Below are 19,081 nucleotides of genomic sequence, written 5' to 3' on the forward strand. Positions count from 1 at the left end.
CCGAATTAGTCCTCAGCTGGGCGGAACGATAAACCTAAGTCTTTAAGCTTAAATTCTACTTCTTCCAGTGACTTACGACCAAGATTACGTACTTTAATCATGTCTTCTTCCGTTTTCTGAGTTAACTCTTCAACAGAGTTAATCCCGGCCCGTTTCAGGCAATTGTAAGAACGGACAGACAGATCCAATTCCTCAATCGTCATCTCAAGGATTTTATCTTTTGCTTCCTCTTCTTTTTCTACCATAACCTCAACATTATTGAGTTTATCGGTAAGTCCCATGAAAAGGCGCAGATGATCACTCAAGATTTTGGCTGCAGAACTCGTAGCCTCTTCCGGAGAAATACTGCCATTCGACCATACTTCAAGATTTAACTTGTCATAGTCGGTGGTTTGACCAACCCGAGTATCTTCGACTGTGTAGTTAACCTTGTAAATAGGGGCAAAAATTGAGTCTATAGGAATAACACCGATGACATGGTCAGGCTTTTTATTTCGGTCTGCTGAAACATAGCCCCGGCCTCGCTCAACCGTCATTTCCATAAACAGGCGACCATCATGATCCAACGTGGCAATCTTCAAGTCAGTGTTCAGAATCTCAATATCTGGGTCTGTTATGATATCTCCCGCCGTCACGATCCCTTCACGCTGGGATTCCAAACGAATGACTCTGGGTTCGTCGGTATAGCCTTTCAAAGCTAAGGACTTGAGATTGAGAATGATGTCAGTAACATCTTCTAAAACACCCGGAATCGTGGAAAATTCATGGAGCACCCCTTCAATTTTGACTGATGTCACAGCTGATCCTTCGAGAGAGGATAACAGGATCCGTCTTAGAGAATTTCCTAAGGTGATCCCATACCCTCTTTCTAAGGGTTCAACGACGAATTTTGCATAGGAGTCGTCTTCAGACCGCTCGACACACTCGATTCTGGGCTTCTCGATTTCTAACATCGGAATGCACCTTCTTTCTCGAGAACTTGATATACACACCATCCGACCCATATGGGCAGAACGTCAACATTAACGGGAGTATTTCTCCACGATGAGGTGTTCTTGGATTGGCAGTTGAATATCTTCACGAGTAGGAAGCGCAACAACGGTTCCAGCAGCAGCATTAGCATCCAAGCTTAACCATCCGGGAACTGAACGTGTTCCCAAGTTTTCTAGTAGTTGTTTCATACGTGGCGAACTTTTGCTGTCTTCTTTAACAGCGACAACTTCTCCAGTGCGAACTGAATAGGAAGGAATATCAACTCTTTTACCATTCACGGTAAAGTGGCCGTGATTTACGAGTTGACGCGCTTCCGGACGGGATGAAGCAAACCCTAAATGGAATACAACATTGTCCAAACGACGCTCTAACAAAACAAGTAAGTTTTCACCGGTTACCCCTTTGCGGCGAGCAGCTTCGTCAAAATAATGTTGGAATTGTTTTTCCATAACACCGTATAAACGACGAGCCTTTTGTTTTTCTCGCAACTGAAGACCATATTCAGTAGGCTTCTTCGCACGGGCTTGGCCGTGTTGTCCGGGGGCGTAAGCACGACGGTCAATCGCACACTTTCCAGTATAGCAACGTTCCCCTTTAAGGAATAACTTCATACCCTCACGCCGACATAAGCGGCAGACAGGTCCAGTATATCTAGCCATGATTACACACCTCCTATACCCTTCTGCGTTTTGGTGGCCGACAGCCATTGTGTGGAATCGGTGTCACATCTTTAATTAAATTAACTTCTAAGCCTGCCGCTTGCAGGGCACGAATGGCAGCTTCTCGTCCTGCTCCAGGTCCTTTAACATAGCATTCAACATCTTTTAAGCCATGCTCCATCGCAACCTTAGCACAAGTTTCTGCAGCCATCTGAGCTGCAAAGGGCGTGCTCTTACGCGAGCCTTTAAAGCCCAAGGAACCTGCACTTGACCAGGAGAGTGCGTTCCCGCTGGTATCCGTAATGGTCACCATGGTATTGTTGAACGTGGATTTGATATGGGCGATTCCACTGTCAATATTTTTACGTTCCCGGCGTTTTGTCCGGACAACTTTACGTGCCATCTCGGTTATCCCTCCTTATTATTTTTTACGTTTTGCTCCGACTGTCTTAGCCGGACCTTTGCGAGTACGGGCATTGGTTTTCGTGCGTTGTCCTCTTACGGGAAGACCGCGACGATGGCGCAAGCCACGATAAGAACCAATTTCCATCAAACGCTTGATATTGAGGGAAACTTCGCGACGCAAATCGCCTTCAATTTTATACTCTTTATCAATAACTTCCCGAAGCTTGCTGACTTCGTCTTCTGACAAGTCACGCACTCGGACATCCGGACTTACGCCCGTTTTGGCGAGAATTTTATGTGAAGTCGGGAGCCCTATGCCATAAATATAGGTTAAGGCTACTTCTAAACGTTTCTCGCGCGGTAAGTCAACTCCAGCGATACGTGCCATCTAAAATTTACACCTCCAACTTTTTTAGTTCTGTTACACTATAAAATCGGTGCATCAGAGAAATTCTCCAATCAGCCGCGCAACCGAAACTATTTAGCCTTGTCGTTGCTTGTGTTTCGGGTTTTCACAAATGACCATGACCTTACCATGGCGACGAATGATTTTACATTTCTCACAAATCGTTTTGACAGAAGGCTTTACTTTCACCGTAATCCCTCCCTTTGGTTTACTTAAACCTGTATGTGATTCGGCCTCGTGACAGGTCATAAGGGGAAAGCTCCACTGTAACCCGGTCACCAGGAAGAATCCTGATAAAATTCATGCGAATCTTGCCGGAGACATGTGCCAAGACCTTGTGCCCATTCGCTAACTCGACTTGAAACATGGCATTTGGCAGTGGCTCTAAGACTTTACCTTCCACTTCTATAACGTCTTCTTTTGACATACTTAAATTCCCCTCCCCTGACAATCCTACGGTACTCACCTAACATCGAGTCAGAATTTCCAAGCCATTTTCCGTAATCGCAACTGTGTGCTCGAAGTGAGCCGACGGCTTCTTATCTTTCGTAACCACAGTCCAGTGATCTTTAAGTGTCAGCACTTCATACGTACCCATGTTCACCATGGGCTCAATAGCCAAGGCCATACCTATCTCGAGTCGTGGTCCCCGGCCAGGCTTGCCAAAATTAGGGATCTGTGGATCCTCATGCATGGCTCGACCAATCCCGTGCCCAACATAATCGCGCACCACTGAAAAGCCATTGGCCTCCACGTGCGTTTGAACCGCGTGAGAGACATCGTAAAGGCGATTCCCTGTCTTTGCCTGTGCAATACCAAACATTAAAGACTCTTCTGTAACCCTCAGCAATTTCAGGAGATCTTCACCCACGTCACCAATTGGCAGGGTTACTGCGGCATCCCCGAAATATCCATCGATAACCGCTCCACAGTCAATACTGATAATATCTCCAGATTCTAAACTCCTTAAACTCGGGATACCATGAACAACTTGCTCATTAATCGAAGTGCAGAGTGTCGCCGGGAATCCATTATAGCCTTTAAAGGCAGGGATTGCACCTTGAGCACGAATATAGTCTTCAGCCTTGCGATCCAATTCCAGAGTTGTAACCCCGGGTTTAGCGACCTCTCGCAGGAGCGCGAGTGTATCGGCCACAATTTTTCCAGCCTTACGCATCTGTTCAAATTGGCTCGCATTTTTAAGCTCAATCATGGCTGATTAGCCCAAGGCCTTAAGAATATCCGCAAGAACCTGATCGATCGCTTGGTCACCATTGATGCGCTTCAGCAGTCCCTTTTCTTGGTAGAAATTAATCAAGGGTTCAGTTTGCGAATTATAGACGTTTAAACGATTCTGAGCTGTTTCTACAGTGTCATCCGAACGTTGATACAGTTCTCCGCCACACTGTCCGCAAACCCCTTCCTGTTGAGGAGGATTGAAGACCATGTGATAGGAAGCACCACATTTCCGGCAAACACGACGACCAGTCAAGCGGGGAATTAGAACCTCTTCGGCGACTTCGATATTGATAACACCATCGAGCTTCATTCCGAGACGATCTAGAATTTCACTTAAGGCATTTCCCTGAGCCAGAGTACGTGGGAATCCATCAAGCAAAAACCCTTCAGCGCAGTCAGGCTGTGCTAAGCGTTCTGCAACAATCCCGATCGTAACTTCATCAGGTACTAAACCGCCGGCATCCATATAAGACTTGGCTTTTAAACCTAAGGCCGTTCCGTCTTTAATAGCTGCACGGAACATATCACCTGTGGAAATATGCGGAAAATGAAATTTCTCGACGAGTGGACCAGCTTGTGTCCCCTTACCAGCTCCCGGACCGCCCATTAATATTATTTTCATCTCTACTCCTCCTCTACTTCATAAACCCTTGATAATGCCTCGACATCAGTTGGGATTCGATCTGTTTCATCGTTTCAAGCGCAACCCCAACCACGATCAGAAGGGATGTTCCACCAAAATAGATGTTCTTTAGACCAGTTAGTCCAATGACGATAGTCGGTAGGATTGCTATCAAAGCAAGGAATATGCCGCCTGCCAGCGTAATCCGGCTTAAGATCTTGGAAAGATACTCAGCCGTCGGACGCCCAGGACGAAGGCCAGGGATAAATCCTCCATACTTCTTTAAATTGTCTGCCACATCAACAGGGTTAAAGGTGACAGCTGTATAGAAGTACGTAAAGAATATAATGAGCACACCATAGACCAGCATATAAGGAATCGATTTAAGAGTTCCATTCATGCTGAACCAAGTGTTGACGAAACTCGCAAATCCAGAAGTTGGCATCCAGGTTGCAATGGTCTGTGGAAACGCGAGTAATGATATCGCGAAAATGACCGGAATAACTCCAGCTTGATTAACCTTCAGGGGAATATGGCTGCTTTGTCCTCCATAAACACGCCGTCCAACAACTCGCTTAGCATATTGAACCGACACTCGACGCTGTCCTTCCTGGACGTAGATAACTCCTGCGATAATAAATACCACAATCACAGCCAGTCCAATGATGGAGAAGACGTTGATCTCATGAACGGATAACATACTATACAAATACTTTATAGCATCCGGAACCCGGGAGACAATCCCTGCGAAAATAATCAGTGAGATACCATTTCCGATTCCTTTTTCAGTAATTGATTCACCGAGCCACATAAGAAATGCAGTACCAGCTGTTAAAACAAGAGCAACTAGGAGATAAGTTGGCCACTGCCAGGCTGTGCTGGGAATGTTCAAGGCACCGCGAATCCCGTAGGTGAGGCCGAAGGCTTGAATAAAGCCTAAAACAACCGTACCATAGCGGGTATACTGGGTGATCTTTTTGCGTCCAAAGTCGCCTTCTTTTGCAAGCCTTTCCAAGGAGGGAACCACTATCGTCAAAAGCTGCAGAATAATAGAGGCTGTGACGTAGGGAGTTATACTCAAGGCAAACACAGTAAGCCGCTTAAAGGAACCTCCGGAGAGCGTGTCCATAAAATCGAACATGCCCCCCGATCCAAGCATATTCTTTAAGACGTCATGATTTACGTAGGGAATGGGAATATGTGCTCCGATACGGAAGATCAGGAACATTAGAAGGGTGTAACCGATTTTCTTCCTGAGATCCGCTACATTCCACGCATTCTTCAGGGAATCGAAAATCATCCTATTCCACCTCTACTTTTCCACCAGCTGCAACAATTTTTTCTGCCGCGGCCGGACTGACTTTGTCAATCTTGACGATCAATGCTTTTGTCAGCTCTCCCGTGGCTAAAATCTTTACACCATCTTTTACAGCCTTAATGAGTCCGCTGTCTAAGAGGCTTTCATACGTGATTACGGCTCCGTTCTCAAAACGTTCCAAATCACGAACATTCAGGGCAACAATCTCTTTTCGCGAAATATTCTTGAAGCCCCGTTTCGGCATTCTTCGATACAGTGGATTTTGTCCGCCTTCGAATCCAGGACGGACACCGCCGCCTGCACGGGAATTTTGCCCTTTGTGCCCTTTGCCGGAAGTTTTACCACTACCGGATCCTATTCCACGACCTATTCGTTTCGGGGCATGAGTTGATCCTTCAGCAGGCTTAAGATCATGCAGTTTCATGCTCGCCCACACCTCCTTCTATTGAACTTGTTCGACTGTAACTAAGTGCATGCACTTATGAATCATCCCTAAAATGTTTGGGGAGTCTTCATGAACGGTACTTGATCCTACTTTTCCTAAACCAAGTGCTTGCAACACTTTATGCTGCGCTTTTGAATAACCAATCGGACTCTTCGTCAGCGTCACTTTTATTTTCATGACCAACCCTCCTTAACCTAGAATTTCTTCTACGTTTTTACCTCGGAGTTTGGCAATCTCTTCTGGACGCTTGAGAGATTTTAACGCAACCATTGTCGCATTGACCATATTGTGCGCGTTTGCCGAACCCAAAGACTTCGTCAAGATATCATGCACTCCTGCAGCTTCAAGAACCGCACGAACAGCGCCTCCAGCGATAACTCCAGTTCCTTTGGAAGCTGGTTTTAATAACACTTGTCCTGCACCAAATACTCCTAAGATCGGATGTGTAATGGTTGTTCCGTGCATTGGAATATTAAAGAGGTTTTTCTTCGCATCTTCGACTCCTTTGCGAATAGCCTCTGGAACTTCGCTTGCCTTACCTAAGCCTGCACCAACACGCCCGTGGCCGTCTCCGACAACAACGAGAGCACTGAAACTAAAACGACGGCCGCCCTTAACAACCTTAGCAACTCGGGCAATATGAACAACCCGTTCATTCAATTCCGATTTGTTAGCTTCGAATTTAGCCAATTTGATTTTTCCCTCCTTTACCCTAGCTTAGAAGCTGAGTCCAGCTTCACGTGCAGATTCTGCCAATGCTGAAATTCGGCCATGATAGATATTTCCTCCACGATCGAAAACAACTTGCGTAATTCCTTTTTCAAGGGCCTTCTTAGCAACTAATTCGCCGACTTTTTGCGCGCCGGCTGTATTTCCACCAGACAGATTTGCTGCTTTAAACTCTGGATCGAGGGAAGAAGCCGCCGCCAGTGTCACACCAAGCTCATCATTGATCACTTGAGCGTAGATATGATGCAAGCTCCGAAAAACTGCCAAACGCGGACGATCTGTCACGCCAATGACGGTCTTGCGGATACTCTTATGCTTTTTAATGCGAAGAGCCTTCCGATCAATGCGCTTAATCAAAGGGTACACACTCCTTTCAGAACTGCAAGAGATTTGGCCCTTGCTATTGTTGATTATTTCTTAGCGCCCTTTTTACCACCGGTCTTACCAACCTTACGACGAACAACTTCAGTTTCATACTTAATCCCTTTGCCTTTGTAAGGCTCAGGCAAACGTTCTGAACGAACGACCGCCGCGAAGGCTCCGACGAGTTCTTTGTCCATTCCCTTAATTAAAATCTTATTAGGGGCCGGAACTTCGAAGTCAATTCCTTCAAAGGGAACGAGTTCTACGGGGTGGGATTTTCCGACGGTTAAAACGAGTTTGTTACCCTGCTTCGCAGCACGATAACCGACACCGACCATATCAAGTCCTTTGGTGAATCCGTTCGTAACCCCTTCTACCATATTAGCAATCAAAGTACGAGACAATCCGTGCAAGGATCGGCTTAACGGCTCATCATCGGCTCGAGTGACAGTGACCTGAGAATTTTCCACCGTGACTGTCATTAGCGAGTGTATTTTTCTGGTTAAGGTTCCCTTAGGACCCTTAACAGTGACTAGGTTATCCTCTATTTTGAAGTCCACACCACTGGGGATTCCAATGGGGCGCTTGCCAATTCTGGACATTCACTGCACCTCCGTTGCGAAAATTACCAAATATAGGAGATTACCTCTCCACCAAGACCCTCTTTGCGGGCTTTCCTATCCGTCATAATCCCCTTAGAAGTCGAAATAACGGCAACTCCGAGGCCTCCAAGAACTTTTGGGATTTCATCCTTCTTCGCATAAACGCGCAATCCCGGACGGCTTATTCGTTTGAGCCCGGTGATAACCCGCTCGCGGTTTGGACCGTATTTCAGATACATACGGATCACACCTTGTTTGTCGTCCGCAATGTATTCTACGTCTTTGATATACCCTTCTGCTTTGAGCAGCTCCGCAAGCTCTTTCTTAATCCGAGATGATGGTACCTCAACTTTATCATGGTAAACCATTCCTGCGTTGCGGATACGTGTTAAAAAATCTGCAATCGGATCTGACATTGACACTTCAGTCGTCCCCCTTCCTTACAATGTATTACCAACTGGCCTTCGTGACTCCAGGAAGTTCACCTTTGTGAGCCAACTCCCGGAAGCAAACCCGGCAGATACCAAACTTCCGAATATAAGCATGGGGACGTCCACAAAGCTTACAACGGTTATGCGAACGTACGGCGAACTTTTGTCCGCGATTTTGGCGGACAACCATTGATGTTTTAGCCACGCTCTTGAACCTCCTTTTCTCTAATCACGATACGGCATTCCGAATCCGCGAAGCAACTCACGTGCTTCCTCGTCCGTCTTAGCCGTCGTTACGAAAACTACATCCATACCGCGAAGCTTATCGATCTTATCATACTCAATCTCAGGGAAGATCAGCTGCTCCTTAATGCCTAAGGTGTAGTTCCCCCGTCCATCAAACGCTTTCGCTGAAATTCCGCGAAAGTCGCGAACACGGGGCAAAGCCACACTTAAGAGGCGATCCATAAATTCATACATCCGTTGACCACGAAGAGTCACTTTACAACCAATGGGCATCCCTTCACGGAGTTTAAAGGCGGAAATTGACTTCTTCGCTCGGGTAACAATTGGTTTTTGTCCTGTGATCTTCATAAGATCTCCAACAGCAGAATCAATCGCTTTGGAGTTTTGAACCGCTTCACCTACACCCATGTTGATCACGACTTTATCAAGTTTGGGAATTTGCATCACATTTTTATAAGCAAACTTCTGCTGTAACGCAGGAGCGATTTCATTAACGTATCTGTCTTTCAGACGAGCCACTGGGGTCCCTCCTTTCGCGATTAGTGTTTATCTGGAAGATTCACACCGCAATGCTTGCAGACGCGAACTTTTCCGGTATCCGTCAACTTGACACTTACACGAGTGACGGAATTACACTCTTGGCAGTATAGCATAACGTTCGAACTGGCCATTGGGGCCTCCTTAGAAACAATGCCGCCTTGAGGCATCGCTTGAGAAGGTTTGGTGTGACGTTTAACGATATTAGCCTTCTCAACGACGACGCGGCCTTTTTTAGGAAGCACTTCGATAACTTTGCCTTTCTTACCGGCATCTTTACCACTGATGACCATGACGTAGTCGCCTTTTCTTACGTGTAGTTTATTAGGTTGTACCTTATGCTTAGTAGCAGTCACTTTCTTCACCTCCATCTGTCATGGGGTCTTAGATAACTTCCGGTGCCAGGGAAATAATTTTCATATAATTGTCACGCAGCTCACGAGCTACTGGTCCAAAGATACGAGTTCCGCGAGGGCTTTTATCATCTTTAATAATGACTGCAGCGTTCTCACTGAACCGAATATACGAACCGTCAGGACGTTTAATCTCCTTTTTCGTGCGCACAACGACAGCCTTCACGACGTCGCCCTTTTTGACAACGCCCCCTGGCGTTGCCTGTTTAACAGAAGCCACAATAATATCTCCAATTGATGCGTAACGACGCATTGAGCCGCCGAGCACACGAATACACATCAACTCTTTAGCACCAGAGTTGTCACCAACCCGAAGCCTAGTTTGTACCTGGATCATTCCCTTTGACCCCCTTCCGAACTAAATAAAACTAATTTAAAGCGCAATGGCCCTCTCCAGGATTTCGACCACACGCCAGCACTTATCTTTGCTTAAACGGCGAGTCTCCATGATCGTAACGGTGTCTCCGATGTGAGCTTCGTTATTCTCATCATGGGCCTTATATTTCTTCGTGCGAGTAAATGTCTTTTTATAAATCGGGTGGCGCTCAGTAATTTGAACAGACACAACAATGGTTTTATCCATTTTGTCGCTTACTACTTTACCGATCCGAACTTTACGTTGGGCTCTTTCCACGCTAAAAAGCCTCCTTTCTCAACTTAAGAACGTTCAATCTTTAACTCGCGCTCGCGTAAAATCGTCTTACCGCGGGCAATCCCTTTGCGGATTTCACGAATTCGCATCGGGTTATCGAGTTGTCCCGTTGCCAATTGGAAACGCAAATTAAACAGTTCGGTTTTATAATCATCGATCTCTTTCGCAACTTCATCATTAGTCAGGTCACGGAAATCCTTAGTTTTCATTTGCGTCACCTCCTACTAGATCTGCACGGGAAGCGATCTTACATTTGATCGGGAGTTTATGCATTGCTAAGCGTAAAGCCTCACGGGCTGTTTCTTCTGCAACACCATCGAGTTCAAACATGACACGACCCGGTTTTACCACGGCTACCCAATATTCAGGTGAACCTTTACCGCTACCCATACGAGTTTCAGCGGGTTTCGCCGTTACGGGTTTGTCCGGGAATATCTTAATCCATACTTGGCCACCCCGTTTGATATAACGAGTCATGGCAATACGAGCTGCTTCAATCTGACGGTTCGTAATCCAACCACTTTCTGTGGCTACCAGACCAAATTCACCAAAGGTAATCGTGTTGCCGCGGGTAGCCTTACCAGACAAACGACCGCGATGTTGTTTTCTATGTTTCACTCTGGTTGGGACTAACATTTAGTTTCCTCCTTCCACCTGAGCGACGACCTTCTTCGCTGGAAGAACCTCACCTTTATAAATCCAAACTTTGATACCAATCTTACCGTACGTTGTATTAGCTTCGGCGAACCCGTAGTCAATATCGGCACGTAACGTATGAAGGGGTACTTTTCCCTCATGGTACCATTCAGTTCGGGCAATTTCGGCTCCAGCCAAACGACCGCTGCACTGAATCTTGATTCCCAATGAACCTTGGCGCATGGTCCTGCCGACCGTTTGTTTCATTGCACGACGGAAGGAAACGCGTTTTTCAAGTTGTTGGGCAATGTTTTCCGCAACCAATTGCGCATCCAACTCAGGCTTTTTAATTTCTACAATGTTAACTGCGACTTGTTTACCTGTCATGGCTTCAAGTTGCTTGCGTAAGTTTTCAACTTCGGCGCCGCCGCGGCCAATGACGATCCCTGGTTTGGCAGCGTAAACTGAAACTTTGACACGGCTTGCTGCGCGTTCAATCTCAACTTTCGGGCACCCAGCTTGTTTTAACTTATTTTTTACAAATTCACGAATTTTTAAATCCTCGTGAAGAAGTTCCACGTAGTTCTTACCTGCATACCATCGGCTTTCCCAATCACGGATTATCCCGATGCGGAGGCCTTTGGGATTAACCTTTTGACCCACAGTTTAGCCCTCCTTCTTCTCGCCAACAACCACGGTAATGTGACTCGTCCGTTTCCGGATTTGGTCTGCACGACCCATAGCTCTAGGCTTAATGCGTTTTAAAGTTGGTCCTTGATCCACACTAATCTCAGTGATGATAAGCTCATCAACATTCATGTCGTAATTGTGTCCTGCATTAGCTACTGCCGATTTCAGCACTTTCGTGACATCATCAGTAGATCCCTTAGGAGTAAATTGAAGAATGGCGAACGCATCACTGACCTTCTTGCCGCGGATCAAATTGACAACCTGGCGCACCTTACGAGGAGAGATACGTACATATTTTGCCACTGCTTTTGCTTGCATGTGTCTTTAGCCTCCTCTCGAATTATCGTAAGCCGCTGGACTTTTCGCTGCCAGCATGGCCCTTATAGGTGCGAGTCGGCGAGAACTCGCCAAGTTTATGCCCTACCATATCCTCCGTAACATATACAGGGACATGTTTCCGTCCATCATGAACCGCAATCGTAATACCAACCATTTGCGGGAAAATTGTTGAGCGTCTGGACCACGTCTTGATGACGCGTTTGTCACCGGATTCGTTCATCGCGTCGACACGTGCGAGGAGACGAGCTTCGACGAAAGGTCCTTTCTTCAGAGATCTGCTCATTTATGGGCCTCCTTTCGACTACTTACTGCGCCGTTTCACAATAAAGCGATTCGACTGATTCTTTTTCTTCCGAGTCTTGGCACCCAGTGCTGGTTTACCCCAAGGAGTAACTGGGTTACGGCCGATGGAGTTACGGCCTTCACCACCACCATGCGGGTGGTCACAAGGGTTCATAACCGATCCGCGGACTGTTGGGCGAATTCCCAACCAGCGGGATCGTCCGGCTTTACCAATGTTAATGTTTTCATGATCAAGATTTCCGACTTGACCGATCGTAGCGCGGCATTCGAGACGAATCATGCGCATTTCCCCCGAGGGAAGTCTTAAGGTTGCATAGGAACCTTCTTTAGCCATTAATTGAGCAGAACCACCGGCTGTGCGAACCATTTGTGCACCTTTTCCGGGTTTCATTTCAATGTTGTGCAAGAGGGTACCAACCGGGATATTTTGGATAGGCAGTGTGTTTCCGACCTTAATGTCAGCATCAGGTCCTGAAACAACTGTTTGATCAACTTGCAAACCATTCGGTGCCAAAATGTAAGCTTTGAACCCATCTTGGTAGTAAAGCAAGGCAATATTCGCTGAGCGGTTAGGATCATATTCGATACTGGCTACTCGTGCCGGAATACCATCTTTATTTCGTTTAAAATCAATCTCCCGATACATTCTCTTATGCCCGCCGCCCTTATGGCGAACGCTCAAACGGCCTTCGCTATTGCGTCCAGCATTCTTACGCAACGGTTTCAACAAAGAACGTTCCGGCTCGGTTCTGGTGATTTCTTCGAACGTCGAAACCGTCATTTGACGTCGACTGGCCGAAGTTGGTTTAAATGACTTTAGTGCCATAGGTTTCTTTCCTCCTTTGCTTCAAGCTGCTTACAGGCCTGCGAAGTTTTCGATTCTATCTCCAGCTTTAAGCGTAGCAATCGCTTTTTTGCGGTTTGATGTTTTACCGGTATACTTGCCTACCCGTTTCATTTTACCCTTAACATTTATGGTACGGATCTCAACCACCGACACCTTGAACATTTTCTCGACGGCTGCTTTGATTTCAATTTTGTTGGCGGCTGGATCTACCCAGAAGGAGTATTTATTTTCCTCAACAAGACCTACGGATTTTTCGGAAATCACCGGGCTTTTGAGGACGTCACGTGCGTCGCGCATTACGCAAACACCTCCTCTGTTTTTGATACCGCTGCTTTAGTCATGACGAGAATGTCATAGTTGAGCAAGTCTACCACGTTCATTCCTGCAACATCCATGGTGATAACGCCCTCGATGTTACGCGCAGAGCGGAACACTGCTTCATCGACATCATCTGTAACAATCATAGCCTTCTTGCTAACTTGAAGGGCTTTGAGCATTTTAACAATCTCACGAGTTTTAGCTTCTTCTAGGCTCAAAGCATCCAAAACAATCAGTTGTTGCTCGACAACTTTCGAAGAGAGTGCTGAGTGCAAAGCTAATCGACGAACTTTCTTCGGTAATTTAAAACCATATTTACGTGGTTTTGGTGCGAAAACAACACCGCCGCCTCTCCAAACCGGAGAGCGCGAACTACCAGAACGAGCGCGTCCTGTTCCTTTTTGACGCCAAGGTTTTCGACCGCCTCCGCGTACTTCACCGCGCAACAGTGCGGATTGTGTGCCTTGTCGAACTCCAGCTAGTTGGGAAAGAACCGCCGAGTGAAGAACAGGGACGTTAGGCGTAATCCCAAAAATACTTTCGTTGAGTTCAATTTCACCAACAGATGCGCCTTGCATATTTACTACTTGAACTTTCGGCATTGCTTATTCCTCCTTTCTCAGTGCTACTTCGCCTTGACAGAAGGCTTCAGAATGAGCAATGATTTTTTCGCTCCTGGGACAGCCCCTTTGATCAAGATCAGGTTTTTATCTAAGTCAACCCGGATAACCTCCAGGTTTTGTACTGTTACACGTTCGCCACCCATACGGCCTGGCAAAACACGACCTTTGAAAACACGAGCAGGGCCTTTCGCGCCAAGGGAACCCGAACGGCGATGATACTTAGAACCATGAGCCATCGGTCCACGGCTGGCGCCATTACGTTTGATCATTCCCTCAAAGCCTTTTCCTCTGGAAGTTCCAACGACATCTACTTTATCGCCGACTGCAAAAAGATCCACACTGACCTCTTGACCAACCTCATAATTCTCAACGTCATTGACTTTGAATTCACGAACATAACGCATAGGCTTTAAGTTGGCCTTCTGGAAATGTCCTTTGCGAGGCTTATTTGTTAAGCCTTCGCGAAGTAGGGAAAATCCCAGTTGGATAGCATTATACCCATCCGTAGCAACCGTTTTCTTCTGAACTACGGGGCAAGGACCTGCTTCCACGACTGTGACCGGAATGACTCGACCTTCGCTTGTGAACACCTGGGTCATCCCTATTTTTTTACCTAAAATTCCTTTTGACACGAATGCCACCTCCTAGACACTTTGAAGTGCGCCAGATTTCTCTGGTGCACGAGAGCGTCTCCATTATTTATCTTACCGCGTTACTCCAATCCCTACACGCTGCCGGGCGTTTCTCGCGACAAGTACAACATATTATATCACAAGACATATAATTAAGCTACTTAAAATATTAAAAATTAGAGCTTAATTTCGATATCTACCCCAGCAGGCAGATCCAGTCGCATTAGAGCATCCACAGTTTTTGACGTGGGTTCAAGAATATCAATTAAACGCTTATGCGTGCGCATCTCAAATTGTTCACGGGAGTCCTTATTGACATGCGGAGAGCGCAAAATGGTATAAACATTCTTCTCGGTCGGGAGAGGAATTGGTCCACTAACCTGTGCTCCAGTCCTCTTAGCTGTGTCTACGATTCGTTCTGCGGATTGGTCGAGAGTTTTGTGATCAAAAGCTTTCAGCCGGATTCTAATCTTTTGGCTCATTTTAATTCTACCTCCTTATAGTTCCGTTAAACGGATTGAGCGTAAAAATTCCCTAGACAAGCGGAGTCACTTGCCCAGCAACCTTTTACGCCGTATCAGACATCAGGGGTCAGATGCCGGAGGCCGGACGAAAAAATATCCGTTAATCCAGCACCCCTCCTTTGACCTTCACAATTAGAGAGGAAGAATCTCTTCCTCTCTAAATTAATACGTGGTTGATTTTTCAATTAAGCGTAGATTTTGGCAACAATTCCCGAACCTACGGTACGGCCACCTTCACGAATAGCGAAGCGAAGTCCTTCTTCCATAGCGATTGGAGTGATGAGTTCAACATCGATCGTCACACGGTCGCCCGGCATAACCATTTCGGTCCCTTCAGGAAGGGTGATAACACCAGTAACATCAGTTGTCCGGAAATAGAATTGGGGACGGTAGTTGTGGAAGAAAGGAGTATGACGTCCACCCTCTTCTTTACCCAAGATGTAAACCTCTCCCGAAAACTTGGTGTGAGGTTTGATCGATCCGGTTTTAGCCAAAACTTGACCACGTTCAATGTCTTTACGCTCAACACCACGGAGCAATGCCCCAATGTTATCCCCAGCTTGTGCTTGGTCTAACAGTTTACGGAACATTTCTACACCGGTTACGACGCTTTTGCGGGAAGCGGTACTTAAGCCAACGATTTCAACTTCGTCTCCGACTTTAACCTGTCCACGCTCAACACGACCTGTTGCCACAGTACCACGACCAGTGATCGTGAAAACATCCTCAACGGGCATTAAGAAAGGTTTGTCTGTGTCACGTTCTGGAGTAGGAATGTAGGAGTCAACGGCATCCATAAGATTCCAGATCTTGCCGCACCACTCGCATTCGCGTTTTCCGCAGCCGCATTGAAGGGCTTTGAGACCTGAACCAGGAACGATGGGGATATTGTCACCATCAAATTCGTAGGAACTTAAGAGCTCACGAATTTCCATTTCAACCAGTTCCAAAAGTTCTGCATCATCAACCATGTCGGCTTTATTGAGCCATACTACGATACTAGGCACACCAACTTGGCGAGCCAAGAGGATGTGTTCACGTGTTTGGGGCATCGGGCCATCAGCAGCAGAAACAACCAAGATTGCGCCGTCCATCTGAGCAGCACCGGTAATCATGTTTTTTACATAGTCAGCGTGCCCTGGGCAGTCTACGTGAGCATAGTGACGTGTTTCCGTCTCATACTCTACGTGAGCGGTGGAAATGGTAATACCACGTTCACGCTCTTCAGGAGCCTTGTCGATTTGGTCGAAGGCTGTAGCAACAGCGCCGCCAACTTTGGATAAAACAACTGTGATAGCTGCCGTAGTGGTAGTTTTACCATGGTCTACGTGTCCGATGGTTCCAACGTTAACATGTGGTTTAGTACGTTCGTATTTCGCTTTTCCCATGTTTTTCACTCCTTTAAAATATTCATGATCTATGATTCAGTGAGGTACCGAGGTTCACGCCCTCTAAAATCCTTAAAACCTGAACCTCGGACTTCGAACCTCGCTTACGAGCCTTGACGTTTAGCAATAATTCCATCAGCGATCGTCTTAGGAACTTCTTCGTAATGGTCAAACTGCATCACGTACACTCCGCGACCTTGGGTGGCTGAACGCAAATCTGTCGAGTAGCCAAACATTTCGGAAAGCGGGACAAAACCGCGCACAACCTGAGTATTGCCCCGGGCCTCCATACCTTCAATGCGTCCACGTCGCGAGCTAATATCTCCGATGACATCCCCCATGTATTCCTCAGGGACAGTCACTTCGACTTTCATAACTGGTTCGATGATCGCAGGATCTGCTTTTAAAGCGCCACTTTTGAAGGCCATCGATCCGGCAATCTTAAATGCCATTTCTGAAGAGTCGACATCGTGGTAGGATCCGTCATAAACTGTAGCACGAACGTCCATAACCGGATAACCTGCGAGAATCCCGTTTTGCATCGCTTCTTCGATTCCAACACCGATCGGATTGATATATTCCCGAGGAATAACCCCACCGACCACTTTGTTAACGAATTCGAAACCGGTGCCTGCTTCCAGGGGCTCGAGCTCAACCCAGCAATGTCCATATTGTCCGCGGCCACCAGATTGCCGTACGAATTTCCCTTCGGCTTTAACAGTTTTGCGAATGGTTTCTTTATAGGCAACCTGAGGACGACCAACATCACATTGAACTTTAAATTCCCGCTGTAAACGGTCAACGATAATCTCAAGATGGAGTTCGCCCATCCCTGCGATAATGGTTTGCCCCGTTTCAATATCCGTACGCATTCGGAACGTAGGATCTTCTTCAGCTAAACGCGATAGGGCGCCGCCCATTTTTTCCTGGTCGGCTTTTGTTTTCGGCTCAATAGCCACGTCAATAACCGGTTCAGGAAAGACCATCTTCTCCAGAATAATCGGCACTTTCTCATCACAGAGAGTATCTCCAGTGGTCGTGTCTTTTAGACCAACTGCAGCCGCAATATCCCCTGAACGAACCTCTGGGATGTCTTCCCGGTGGTTCGCGTGCATTTGGAGAATACGTCCAATCCGCTCTCTTTTACCCTTTGTTGAATTGTAAACATAAGAACCAGCACTTAATACCCCGGAGTAAACCCGGAAAAATGCCAATTTCCCAACAAAGGGGTCAGCCATGATTTTAAAGGCCAACGCAGAAAATGCTTCCTCGTCCGAAGCGGATCTGTGATCTTCAGCTCCGGTGTCCGGATGCACCCCGTTGATTGCAGGAACATCCAACGGAGACGGCATGTAGTCTACAACCGCATCCAGCAGAGGTTGGACGCCTTTGTTTTTAAAGGCTGATCCGCACAAAACGGGAATAAACTTGTTTCCTACAACTCCGTGCCGTATTCCGGTACGGATTTCTTCTTCCGTTAGCTCGACACCTTCGAGATACTTCATCATGAGTTCTTCATCCGTCTCGGCAACCGCTTCGACGAGCTTCTCTCGATACTCATTGGCTAAATCCTGTAAATCTTCAGGGATCGCATTATGCTCTGCGGTCGTACCTAAGTCATCCGTGTAAATGACGGACGTCATTGTCACCAAATCCACAATCCCTTTAAAGTTGTCTTCAACGCCAATGGGCAATTGAATAGGTACAGGATTGGCACCCAATCTGTCAGCGATCATGGAAACACCACGGAAAAAATCGGCTCCCAACCGGTCCATTTTATTAATATAAGCAATACGCGGAACCTTGTATTTATCCGCTTGACGCCATACCGTTTCGGACTGGGGCTCAACTCCACCGACTGAACAGAACACTGCTACAGCACCATCAAGTACCCTTAAAGAGCGTTCAACTTCTACTGTAAAGTCCACGTGCCCTGGTGTATCAATAATGTTAATACGATTATTTCTCCACTGGCAGGTGGTTGCCGCCGAAGTAATCGTGATGCCGCGTTCTTGTTCCTGAACCATCCAGTCCATCGTTGCCGCACCATCATGAACTTCGCCGATTTTATGCACGCGTCCGGTGTAGAACAAAATACGTTCCGTCACGGTCGTCTTTCCGGCGTCAATATGCGCCATAATCCCGATATTACGCGTATTATCAAGTGAGACTTGTCTTGCCACTGCGATTCCCCCTTTCTGTCAAAATCAGTGTGCCTCAAACTACCATTTGTAATGCGCAAAAGCTTTATTTGCTTCAGCCATTTTATGCATATCTTCCTTCTTTTTGACAGAACCGCCTGTATTGTTAGCAGCATCGAGCAACTCTGCGGCGATCTTCTCTTGCATGGTTTTTTCGCCGCGCTTGCGCGCCTGAGCAACAAGCCAGCGTAGAGCAAGAGTCGAGCGACGTTCTGCGCGAACTTCGATAGGAACTTGATAGTTGGCACCACCGACACGACGGGCCTTAACTTCCAAAACGGGCATTACATTTTTCAAAGCGTTATTAAAAACTTCCAGCGGATCCTTGCCCACTTTCTCCTGAATCATTGAAAAGGCACTATAGCAAATAGCCTCTGCCGTCCCCTTCTTACCATCTAACATAATCTGATTGATAAACTTTGTTACCGTCTGATTCTTGTAGATCGGATCGGGCAGGACTTCGCGTTTCGCAACATATCCCTTACGTGGCATTAGTTTCCCTCCTTTATTGCGTACTCAT

General features: G+C 46.7%; 33 protein-coding genes. All 33 read right to left on the reverse strand.

The window, feature by feature from the left end; genetic code table 11:
* Positions 1-5 precede the first annotated feature (5 nt).
* Positions 6-953, reverse strand: a complete 948-nt coding sequence (locus VZF35_RS11940; RefSeq protein ID WP_407313837.1) for a DNA-directed RNA polymerase subunit alpha — start codon at positions 951-953, stop codon at positions 6-8.
* 69 nt (positions 954-1,022) lie between these two features.
* A complete protein-coding gene (rpsD, locus tag VZF35_RS11945; protein WP_407313839.1) occupies positions 1,023-1,652 on the reverse strand; it encodes a 30S ribosomal protein S4 in 630 nt (209 codons plus the stop codon).
* Positions 1,653-1,665: 13 nt separating this feature from the next.
* Positions 1,666-2,055, reverse strand: coding sequence for a 30S ribosomal protein S11 (rpsK, locus tag VZF35_RS11950; RefSeq protein ID WP_088187407.1), 390 nt, complete (start codon positions 2,053-2,055; stop codon positions 1,666-1,668).
* 18 nt (positions 2,056-2,073) lie between these two features.
* Complete coding sequence (gene rpsM, locus VZF35_RS11955; protein ID WP_407313842.1) at positions 2,074-2,445, reverse strand: 30S ribosomal protein S13; 372 nt, start codon at positions 2,443-2,445, stop codon at positions 2,074-2,076.
* A 93-nt stretch (positions 2,446-2,538) separates the two neighbouring features.
* Positions 2,539-2,652: a 50S ribosomal protein L36 gene (gene rpmJ / locus VZF35_RS11960; protein WP_308894335.1), complete on the reverse strand. Its 114-nt coding sequence runs from the start codon at positions 2,650-2,652 to the stop codon at positions 2,539-2,541.
* Between the two features lie 19 nt (positions 2,653-2,671).
* A complete protein-coding gene (gene infA / locus VZF35_RS11965) occupies positions 2,672-2,890 on the reverse strand; it encodes a translation initiation factor IF-1 (RefSeq protein WP_007778476.1) in 219 nt (72 codons plus the stop codon).
* 39 nt (positions 2,891-2,929) lie between these two features.
* Positions 2,930-3,676 carry a type I methionyl aminopeptidase gene (gene map / locus VZF35_RS11970; protein WP_407313845.1) on the reverse strand — a complete coding sequence of 249 codons (747 nt, stop codon included), beginning with the start codon at positions 3,674-3,676 and terminating at the stop codon, positions 2,930-2,932.
* Positions 3,677-3,682: 6 nt separating this feature from the next.
* On the reverse strand, positions 3,683-4,324 hold the full coding sequence (locus tag VZF35_RS11975; RefSeq protein ID WP_407313847.1) for an adenylate kinase: 642 nt from the start codon (positions 4,322-4,324) through the stop codon (positions 3,683-3,685).
* 13 nt (positions 4,325-4,337) lie between these two features.
* Positions 4,338-5,624, reverse strand: a complete 1,287-nt coding sequence (secY, locus tag VZF35_RS11980) for a preprotein translocase subunit SecY (RefSeq protein ID WP_407313848.1) — start codon at positions 5,622-5,624, stop codon at positions 4,338-4,340.
* Between the two features lies 1 nt (position 5,625).
* A complete protein-coding gene (rplO, locus tag VZF35_RS11985) occupies positions 5,626-6,066 on the reverse strand; it encodes a 50S ribosomal protein L15 (protein WP_407313850.1) in 441 nt (146 codons plus the stop codon).
* 18 nt (positions 6,067-6,084) lie between these two features.
* Positions 6,085-6,264, reverse strand: a complete 180-nt coding sequence (rpmD, locus tag VZF35_RS11990; protein ID WP_407313852.1) for a 50S ribosomal protein L30 — start codon at positions 6,262-6,264, stop codon at positions 6,085-6,087.
* A gap of 12 nt (positions 6,265-6,276) precedes the next feature.
* Positions 6,277-6,777, reverse strand: a complete 501-nt coding sequence (gene rpsE, locus VZF35_RS11995) for a 30S ribosomal protein S5 (RefSeq protein ID WP_407313854.1) — start codon at positions 6,775-6,777, stop codon at positions 6,277-6,279.
* Positions 6,778-6,804: 27 nt separating this feature from the next.
* Entirely contained in the window at positions 6,805-7,173 is a 369-nt protein-coding gene (rplR, locus tag VZF35_RS12000) for a 50S ribosomal protein L18 (protein ID WP_407313855.1), read from the reverse strand.
* Between the two features lie 53 nt (positions 7,174-7,226).
* Positions 7,227-7,781, reverse strand: a complete 555-nt coding sequence (rplF, locus tag VZF35_RS12005; RefSeq protein WP_407313857.1) for a 50S ribosomal protein L6 — start codon at positions 7,779-7,781, stop codon at positions 7,227-7,229.
* A 23-nt stretch (positions 7,782-7,804) separates the two neighbouring features.
* Complete coding sequence (gene rpsH / locus VZF35_RS12010) at positions 7,805-8,203, reverse strand: 30S ribosomal protein S8 (RefSeq protein ID WP_308894310.1); 399 nt, start codon at positions 8,201-8,203, stop codon at positions 7,805-7,807.
* A gap of 28 nt (positions 8,204-8,231) precedes the next feature.
* Positions 8,232-8,417: a type Z 30S ribosomal protein S14 gene (locus VZF35_RS12015; protein ID WP_083995860.1), complete on the reverse strand. Its 186-nt coding sequence runs from the start codon at positions 8,415-8,417 to the stop codon at positions 8,232-8,234.
* A 20-nt stretch (positions 8,418-8,437) separates the two neighbouring features.
* Positions 8,438-8,977, reverse strand: a complete 540-nt coding sequence (rplE, locus tag VZF35_RS12020) for a 50S ribosomal protein L5 (protein ID WP_407313860.1) — start codon at positions 8,975-8,977, stop codon at positions 8,438-8,440.
* A gap of 20 nt (positions 8,978-8,997) precedes the next feature.
* The gene (gene rplX, locus VZF35_RS12025) at positions 8,998-9,366 is read right to left on the reverse strand and encodes a 50S ribosomal protein L24 (RefSeq protein WP_407313862.1); all 369 of its coding nucleotides are present in this window, start codon (positions 9,364-9,366) and stop codon (positions 8,998-9,000) included.
* 13 nt (positions 9,367-9,379) lie between these two features.
* Positions 9,380-9,745 carry a 50S ribosomal protein L14 gene (gene rplN / locus VZF35_RS12030; protein WP_308894305.1) on the reverse strand — a complete coding sequence of 122 codons (366 nt, stop codon included), beginning with the start codon at positions 9,743-9,745 and terminating at the stop codon, positions 9,380-9,382.
* Positions 9,746-9,781: 36 nt separating this feature from the next.
* Complete coding sequence (gene rpsQ / locus VZF35_RS12035; protein WP_407313864.1) at positions 9,782-10,042, reverse strand: 30S ribosomal protein S17; 261 nt, start codon at positions 10,040-10,042, stop codon at positions 9,782-9,784.
* 23 nt (positions 10,043-10,065) lie between these two features.
* Positions 10,066-10,269, reverse strand: a complete 204-nt coding sequence (rpmC, locus tag VZF35_RS12040; protein WP_407313866.1) for a 50S ribosomal protein L29 — start codon at positions 10,267-10,269, stop codon at positions 10,066-10,068.
* Positions 10,259-10,696, reverse strand: a complete 438-nt coding sequence (rplP, locus tag VZF35_RS12045) for a 50S ribosomal protein L16 (RefSeq protein ID WP_407313868.1) — start codon at positions 10,694-10,696, stop codon at positions 10,259-10,261. Before rplP ends, rpmC begins: the two co-directional genes overlap by 11 nt.
* Positions 10,697-11,359 carry a 30S ribosomal protein S3 gene (gene rpsC, locus VZF35_RS12050; RefSeq protein ID WP_407313870.1) on the reverse strand — a complete coding sequence of 221 codons (663 nt, stop codon included), beginning with the start codon at positions 11,357-11,359 and terminating at the stop codon, positions 10,697-10,699.
* A 3-nt stretch (positions 11,360-11,362) separates the two neighbouring features.
* A complete protein-coding gene (gene rplV, locus VZF35_RS12055) occupies positions 11,363-11,704 on the reverse strand; it encodes a 50S ribosomal protein L22 (protein ID WP_407313872.1) in 342 nt (113 codons plus the stop codon).
* Between the two features lie 22 nt (positions 11,705-11,726).
* Positions 11,727-12,008, reverse strand: coding sequence for a 30S ribosomal protein S19 (gene rpsS / locus VZF35_RS12060; RefSeq protein WP_407313874.1), 282 nt, complete (start codon positions 12,006-12,008; stop codon positions 11,727-11,729).
* A gap of 18 nt (positions 12,009-12,026) precedes the next feature.
* Positions 12,027-12,854: a 50S ribosomal protein L2 gene (gene rplB / locus VZF35_RS12065; RefSeq protein ID WP_407313876.1), complete on the reverse strand. Its 828-nt coding sequence runs from the start codon at positions 12,852-12,854 to the stop codon at positions 12,027-12,029.
* A gap of 30 nt (positions 12,855-12,884) precedes the next feature.
* A complete protein-coding gene (locus tag VZF35_RS12070) occupies positions 12,885-13,172 on the reverse strand; it encodes a 50S ribosomal protein L23 (RefSeq protein WP_407313877.1) in 288 nt (95 codons plus the stop codon).
* The gene (gene rplD / locus VZF35_RS12075; RefSeq protein ID WP_407313878.1) at positions 13,172-13,795 is read right to left on the reverse strand and encodes a 50S ribosomal protein L4; all 624 of its coding nucleotides are present in this window, start codon (positions 13,793-13,795) and stop codon (positions 13,172-13,174) included. The genes VZF35_RS12070 and rplD overlap by 1 nt, the downstream gene beginning before the upstream one ends.
* Positions 13,796-13,818: 23 nt before the next feature.
* Entirely contained in the window at positions 13,819-14,448 is a 630-nt protein-coding gene (rplC, locus tag VZF35_RS12080) for a 50S ribosomal protein L3 (protein ID WP_407313879.1), read from the reverse strand.
* Positions 14,449-14,624: 176 nt separating this feature from the next.
* On the reverse strand, positions 14,625-14,930 hold the full coding sequence (rpsJ, locus tag VZF35_RS12085; protein WP_047808626.1) for a 30S ribosomal protein S10: 306 nt from the start codon (positions 14,928-14,930) through the stop codon (positions 14,625-14,627).
* 227 nt (positions 14,931-15,157) lie between these two features.
* Positions 15,158-16,360: an elongation factor Tu gene (gene tuf, locus VZF35_RS12090; RefSeq protein WP_407313880.1), complete on the reverse strand. Its 1,203-nt coding sequence runs from the start codon at positions 16,358-16,360 to the stop codon at positions 15,158-15,160.
* A 104-nt stretch (positions 16,361-16,464) separates the two neighbouring features.
* Entirely contained in the window at positions 16,465-18,543 is a 2,079-nt protein-coding gene (fusA, locus tag VZF35_RS12095) for an elongation factor G (RefSeq protein WP_407313881.1), read from the reverse strand.
* A gap of 39 nt (positions 18,544-18,582) precedes the next feature.
* On the reverse strand, positions 18,583-19,053 hold the full coding sequence (rpsG, locus tag VZF35_RS12100) for a 30S ribosomal protein S7 (protein ID WP_407313882.1): 471 nt from the start codon (positions 19,051-19,053) through the stop codon (positions 18,583-18,585).
* Between the last annotated feature and the right edge of the window lie 28 nt (positions 19,054-19,081).

Source organism: Desulfosporosinus paludis (assembly GCF_045689965.1).
Classification (GTDB): Bacteria; Bacillota; Desulfitobacteriia; order Desulfitobacteriales; family Desulfitobacteriaceae; genus Desulfosporosinus; species Desulfosporosinus paludis.

Excerpts from the sequence above, each read along its gene's own strand:
- secY (WP_407313848.1), bottom strand. The coding sequence starts at position 5,624 with ATGATTTTCGATTCCCTGAAGAATGCGTGGAATGTAGCGGATCTCAGG.
- rpmC (WP_407313866.1), bottom strand. The coding sequence starts at position 10,269 with ATGAAAACTAAGGATTTCCGTGACCTGACTAATGATGAAGTTGCGAAA.
- tuf (WP_407313880.1), bottom strand. The coding sequence starts at position 16,360 with ATGGGAAAAGCGAAATACGAACGTACTAAACCACATGTTAACGTTGGA.
- rplO (WP_407313850.1), bottom strand. The coding sequence starts at position 6,066 with ATGAAACTGCATGATCTTAAGCCTGCTGAAGGATCAACTCATGCCCCG.
- rpsS (WP_407313874.1), bottom strand. The coding sequence starts at position 12,008 with ATGAGCAGATCTCTGAAGAAAGGACCTTTCGTCGAAGCTCGTCTCCTC.
- infA (WP_007778476.1), bottom strand. The coding sequence starts at position 2,890 with ATGTCAAAAGAAGACGTTATAGAAGTGGAAGGTAAAGTCTTAGAGCCA.
- rpsM (WP_407313842.1), bottom strand. The coding sequence starts at position 2,445 with ATGGCACGTATCGCTGGAGTTGACTTACCGCGCGAGAAACGTTTAGAA.
- rplB (WP_407313876.1), bottom strand. The coding sequence starts at position 12,854 with ATGGCACTAAAGTCATTTAAACCAACTTCGGCCAGTCGACGTCAAATG.
- VZF35_RS12070 (WP_407313877.1), bottom strand. The coding sequence starts at position 13,172 with ATGCGCGACGCACGTGACGTCCTCAAAAGCCCGGTGATTTCCGAAAAA.
- rplD (WP_407313878.1), bottom strand. The coding sequence starts at position 13,795 with ATGCCGAAAGTTCAAGTAGTAAATATGCAAGGCGCATCTGTTGGTGAA.
- rpmD (WP_407313852.1), bottom strand. The coding sequence starts at position 6,264 with ATGAAAATAAAAGTGACGCTGACGAAGAGTCCGATTGGTTATTCAAAA.
- rplV (WP_407313872.1), bottom strand. The coding sequence starts at position 11,704 with ATGCAAGCAAAAGCAGTGGCAAAATATGTACGTATCTCTCCTCGTAAG.
- rpsK (WP_088187407.1), bottom strand. The coding sequence starts at position 2,055 with ATGGCACGTAAAGTTGTCCGGACAAAACGCCGGGAACGTAAAAATATT.
- VZF35_RS11975 (WP_407313847.1), bottom strand. The coding sequence starts at position 4,324 with ATGAAAATAATATTAATGGGCGGTCCGGGAGCTGGTAAGGGGACACAA.
- VZF35_RS11940 (WP_407313837.1), bottom strand. The coding sequence starts at position 953 with ATGTTAGAAATCGAGAAGCCCAGAATCGAGTGTGTCGAGCGGTCTGAA.
- rplP (WP_407313868.1), bottom strand. The coding sequence starts at position 10,696 with ATGTTAGTCCCAACCAGAGTGAAACATAGAAAACAACATCGCGGTCGT.
- map (WP_407313845.1), bottom strand. The coding sequence starts at position 3,676 with ATGATTGAGCTTAAAAATGCGAGCCAATTTGAACAGATGCGTAAGGCT.
- rpsJ (WP_047808626.1), bottom strand. The coding sequence starts at position 14,930 with ATGAGCCAAAAGATTAGAATCCGGCTGAAAGCTTTTGATCACAAAACT.
- rplF (WP_407313857.1), bottom strand. The coding sequence starts at position 7,781 with ATGTCCAGAATTGGCAAGCGCCCCATTGGAATCCCCAGTGGTGTGGAC.
- rplX (WP_407313862.1), bottom strand. The coding sequence starts at position 9,366 with ATGGAGGTGAAGAAAGTGACTGCTACTAAGCATAAGGTACAACCTAAT.
- rpsG (WP_407313882.1), bottom strand. The coding sequence starts at position 19,053 with ATGCCACGTAAGGGATATGTTGCGAAACGCGAAGTCCTGCCCGATCCG.
- rpsD (WP_407313839.1), bottom strand. The coding sequence starts at position 1,652 with ATGGCTAGATATACTGGACCTGTCTGCCGCTTATGTCGGCGTGAGGGT.
- rplN (WP_308894305.1), bottom strand. The coding sequence starts at position 9,745 with ATGATCCAGGTACAAACTAGGCTTCGGGTTGGTGACAACTCTGGTGCT.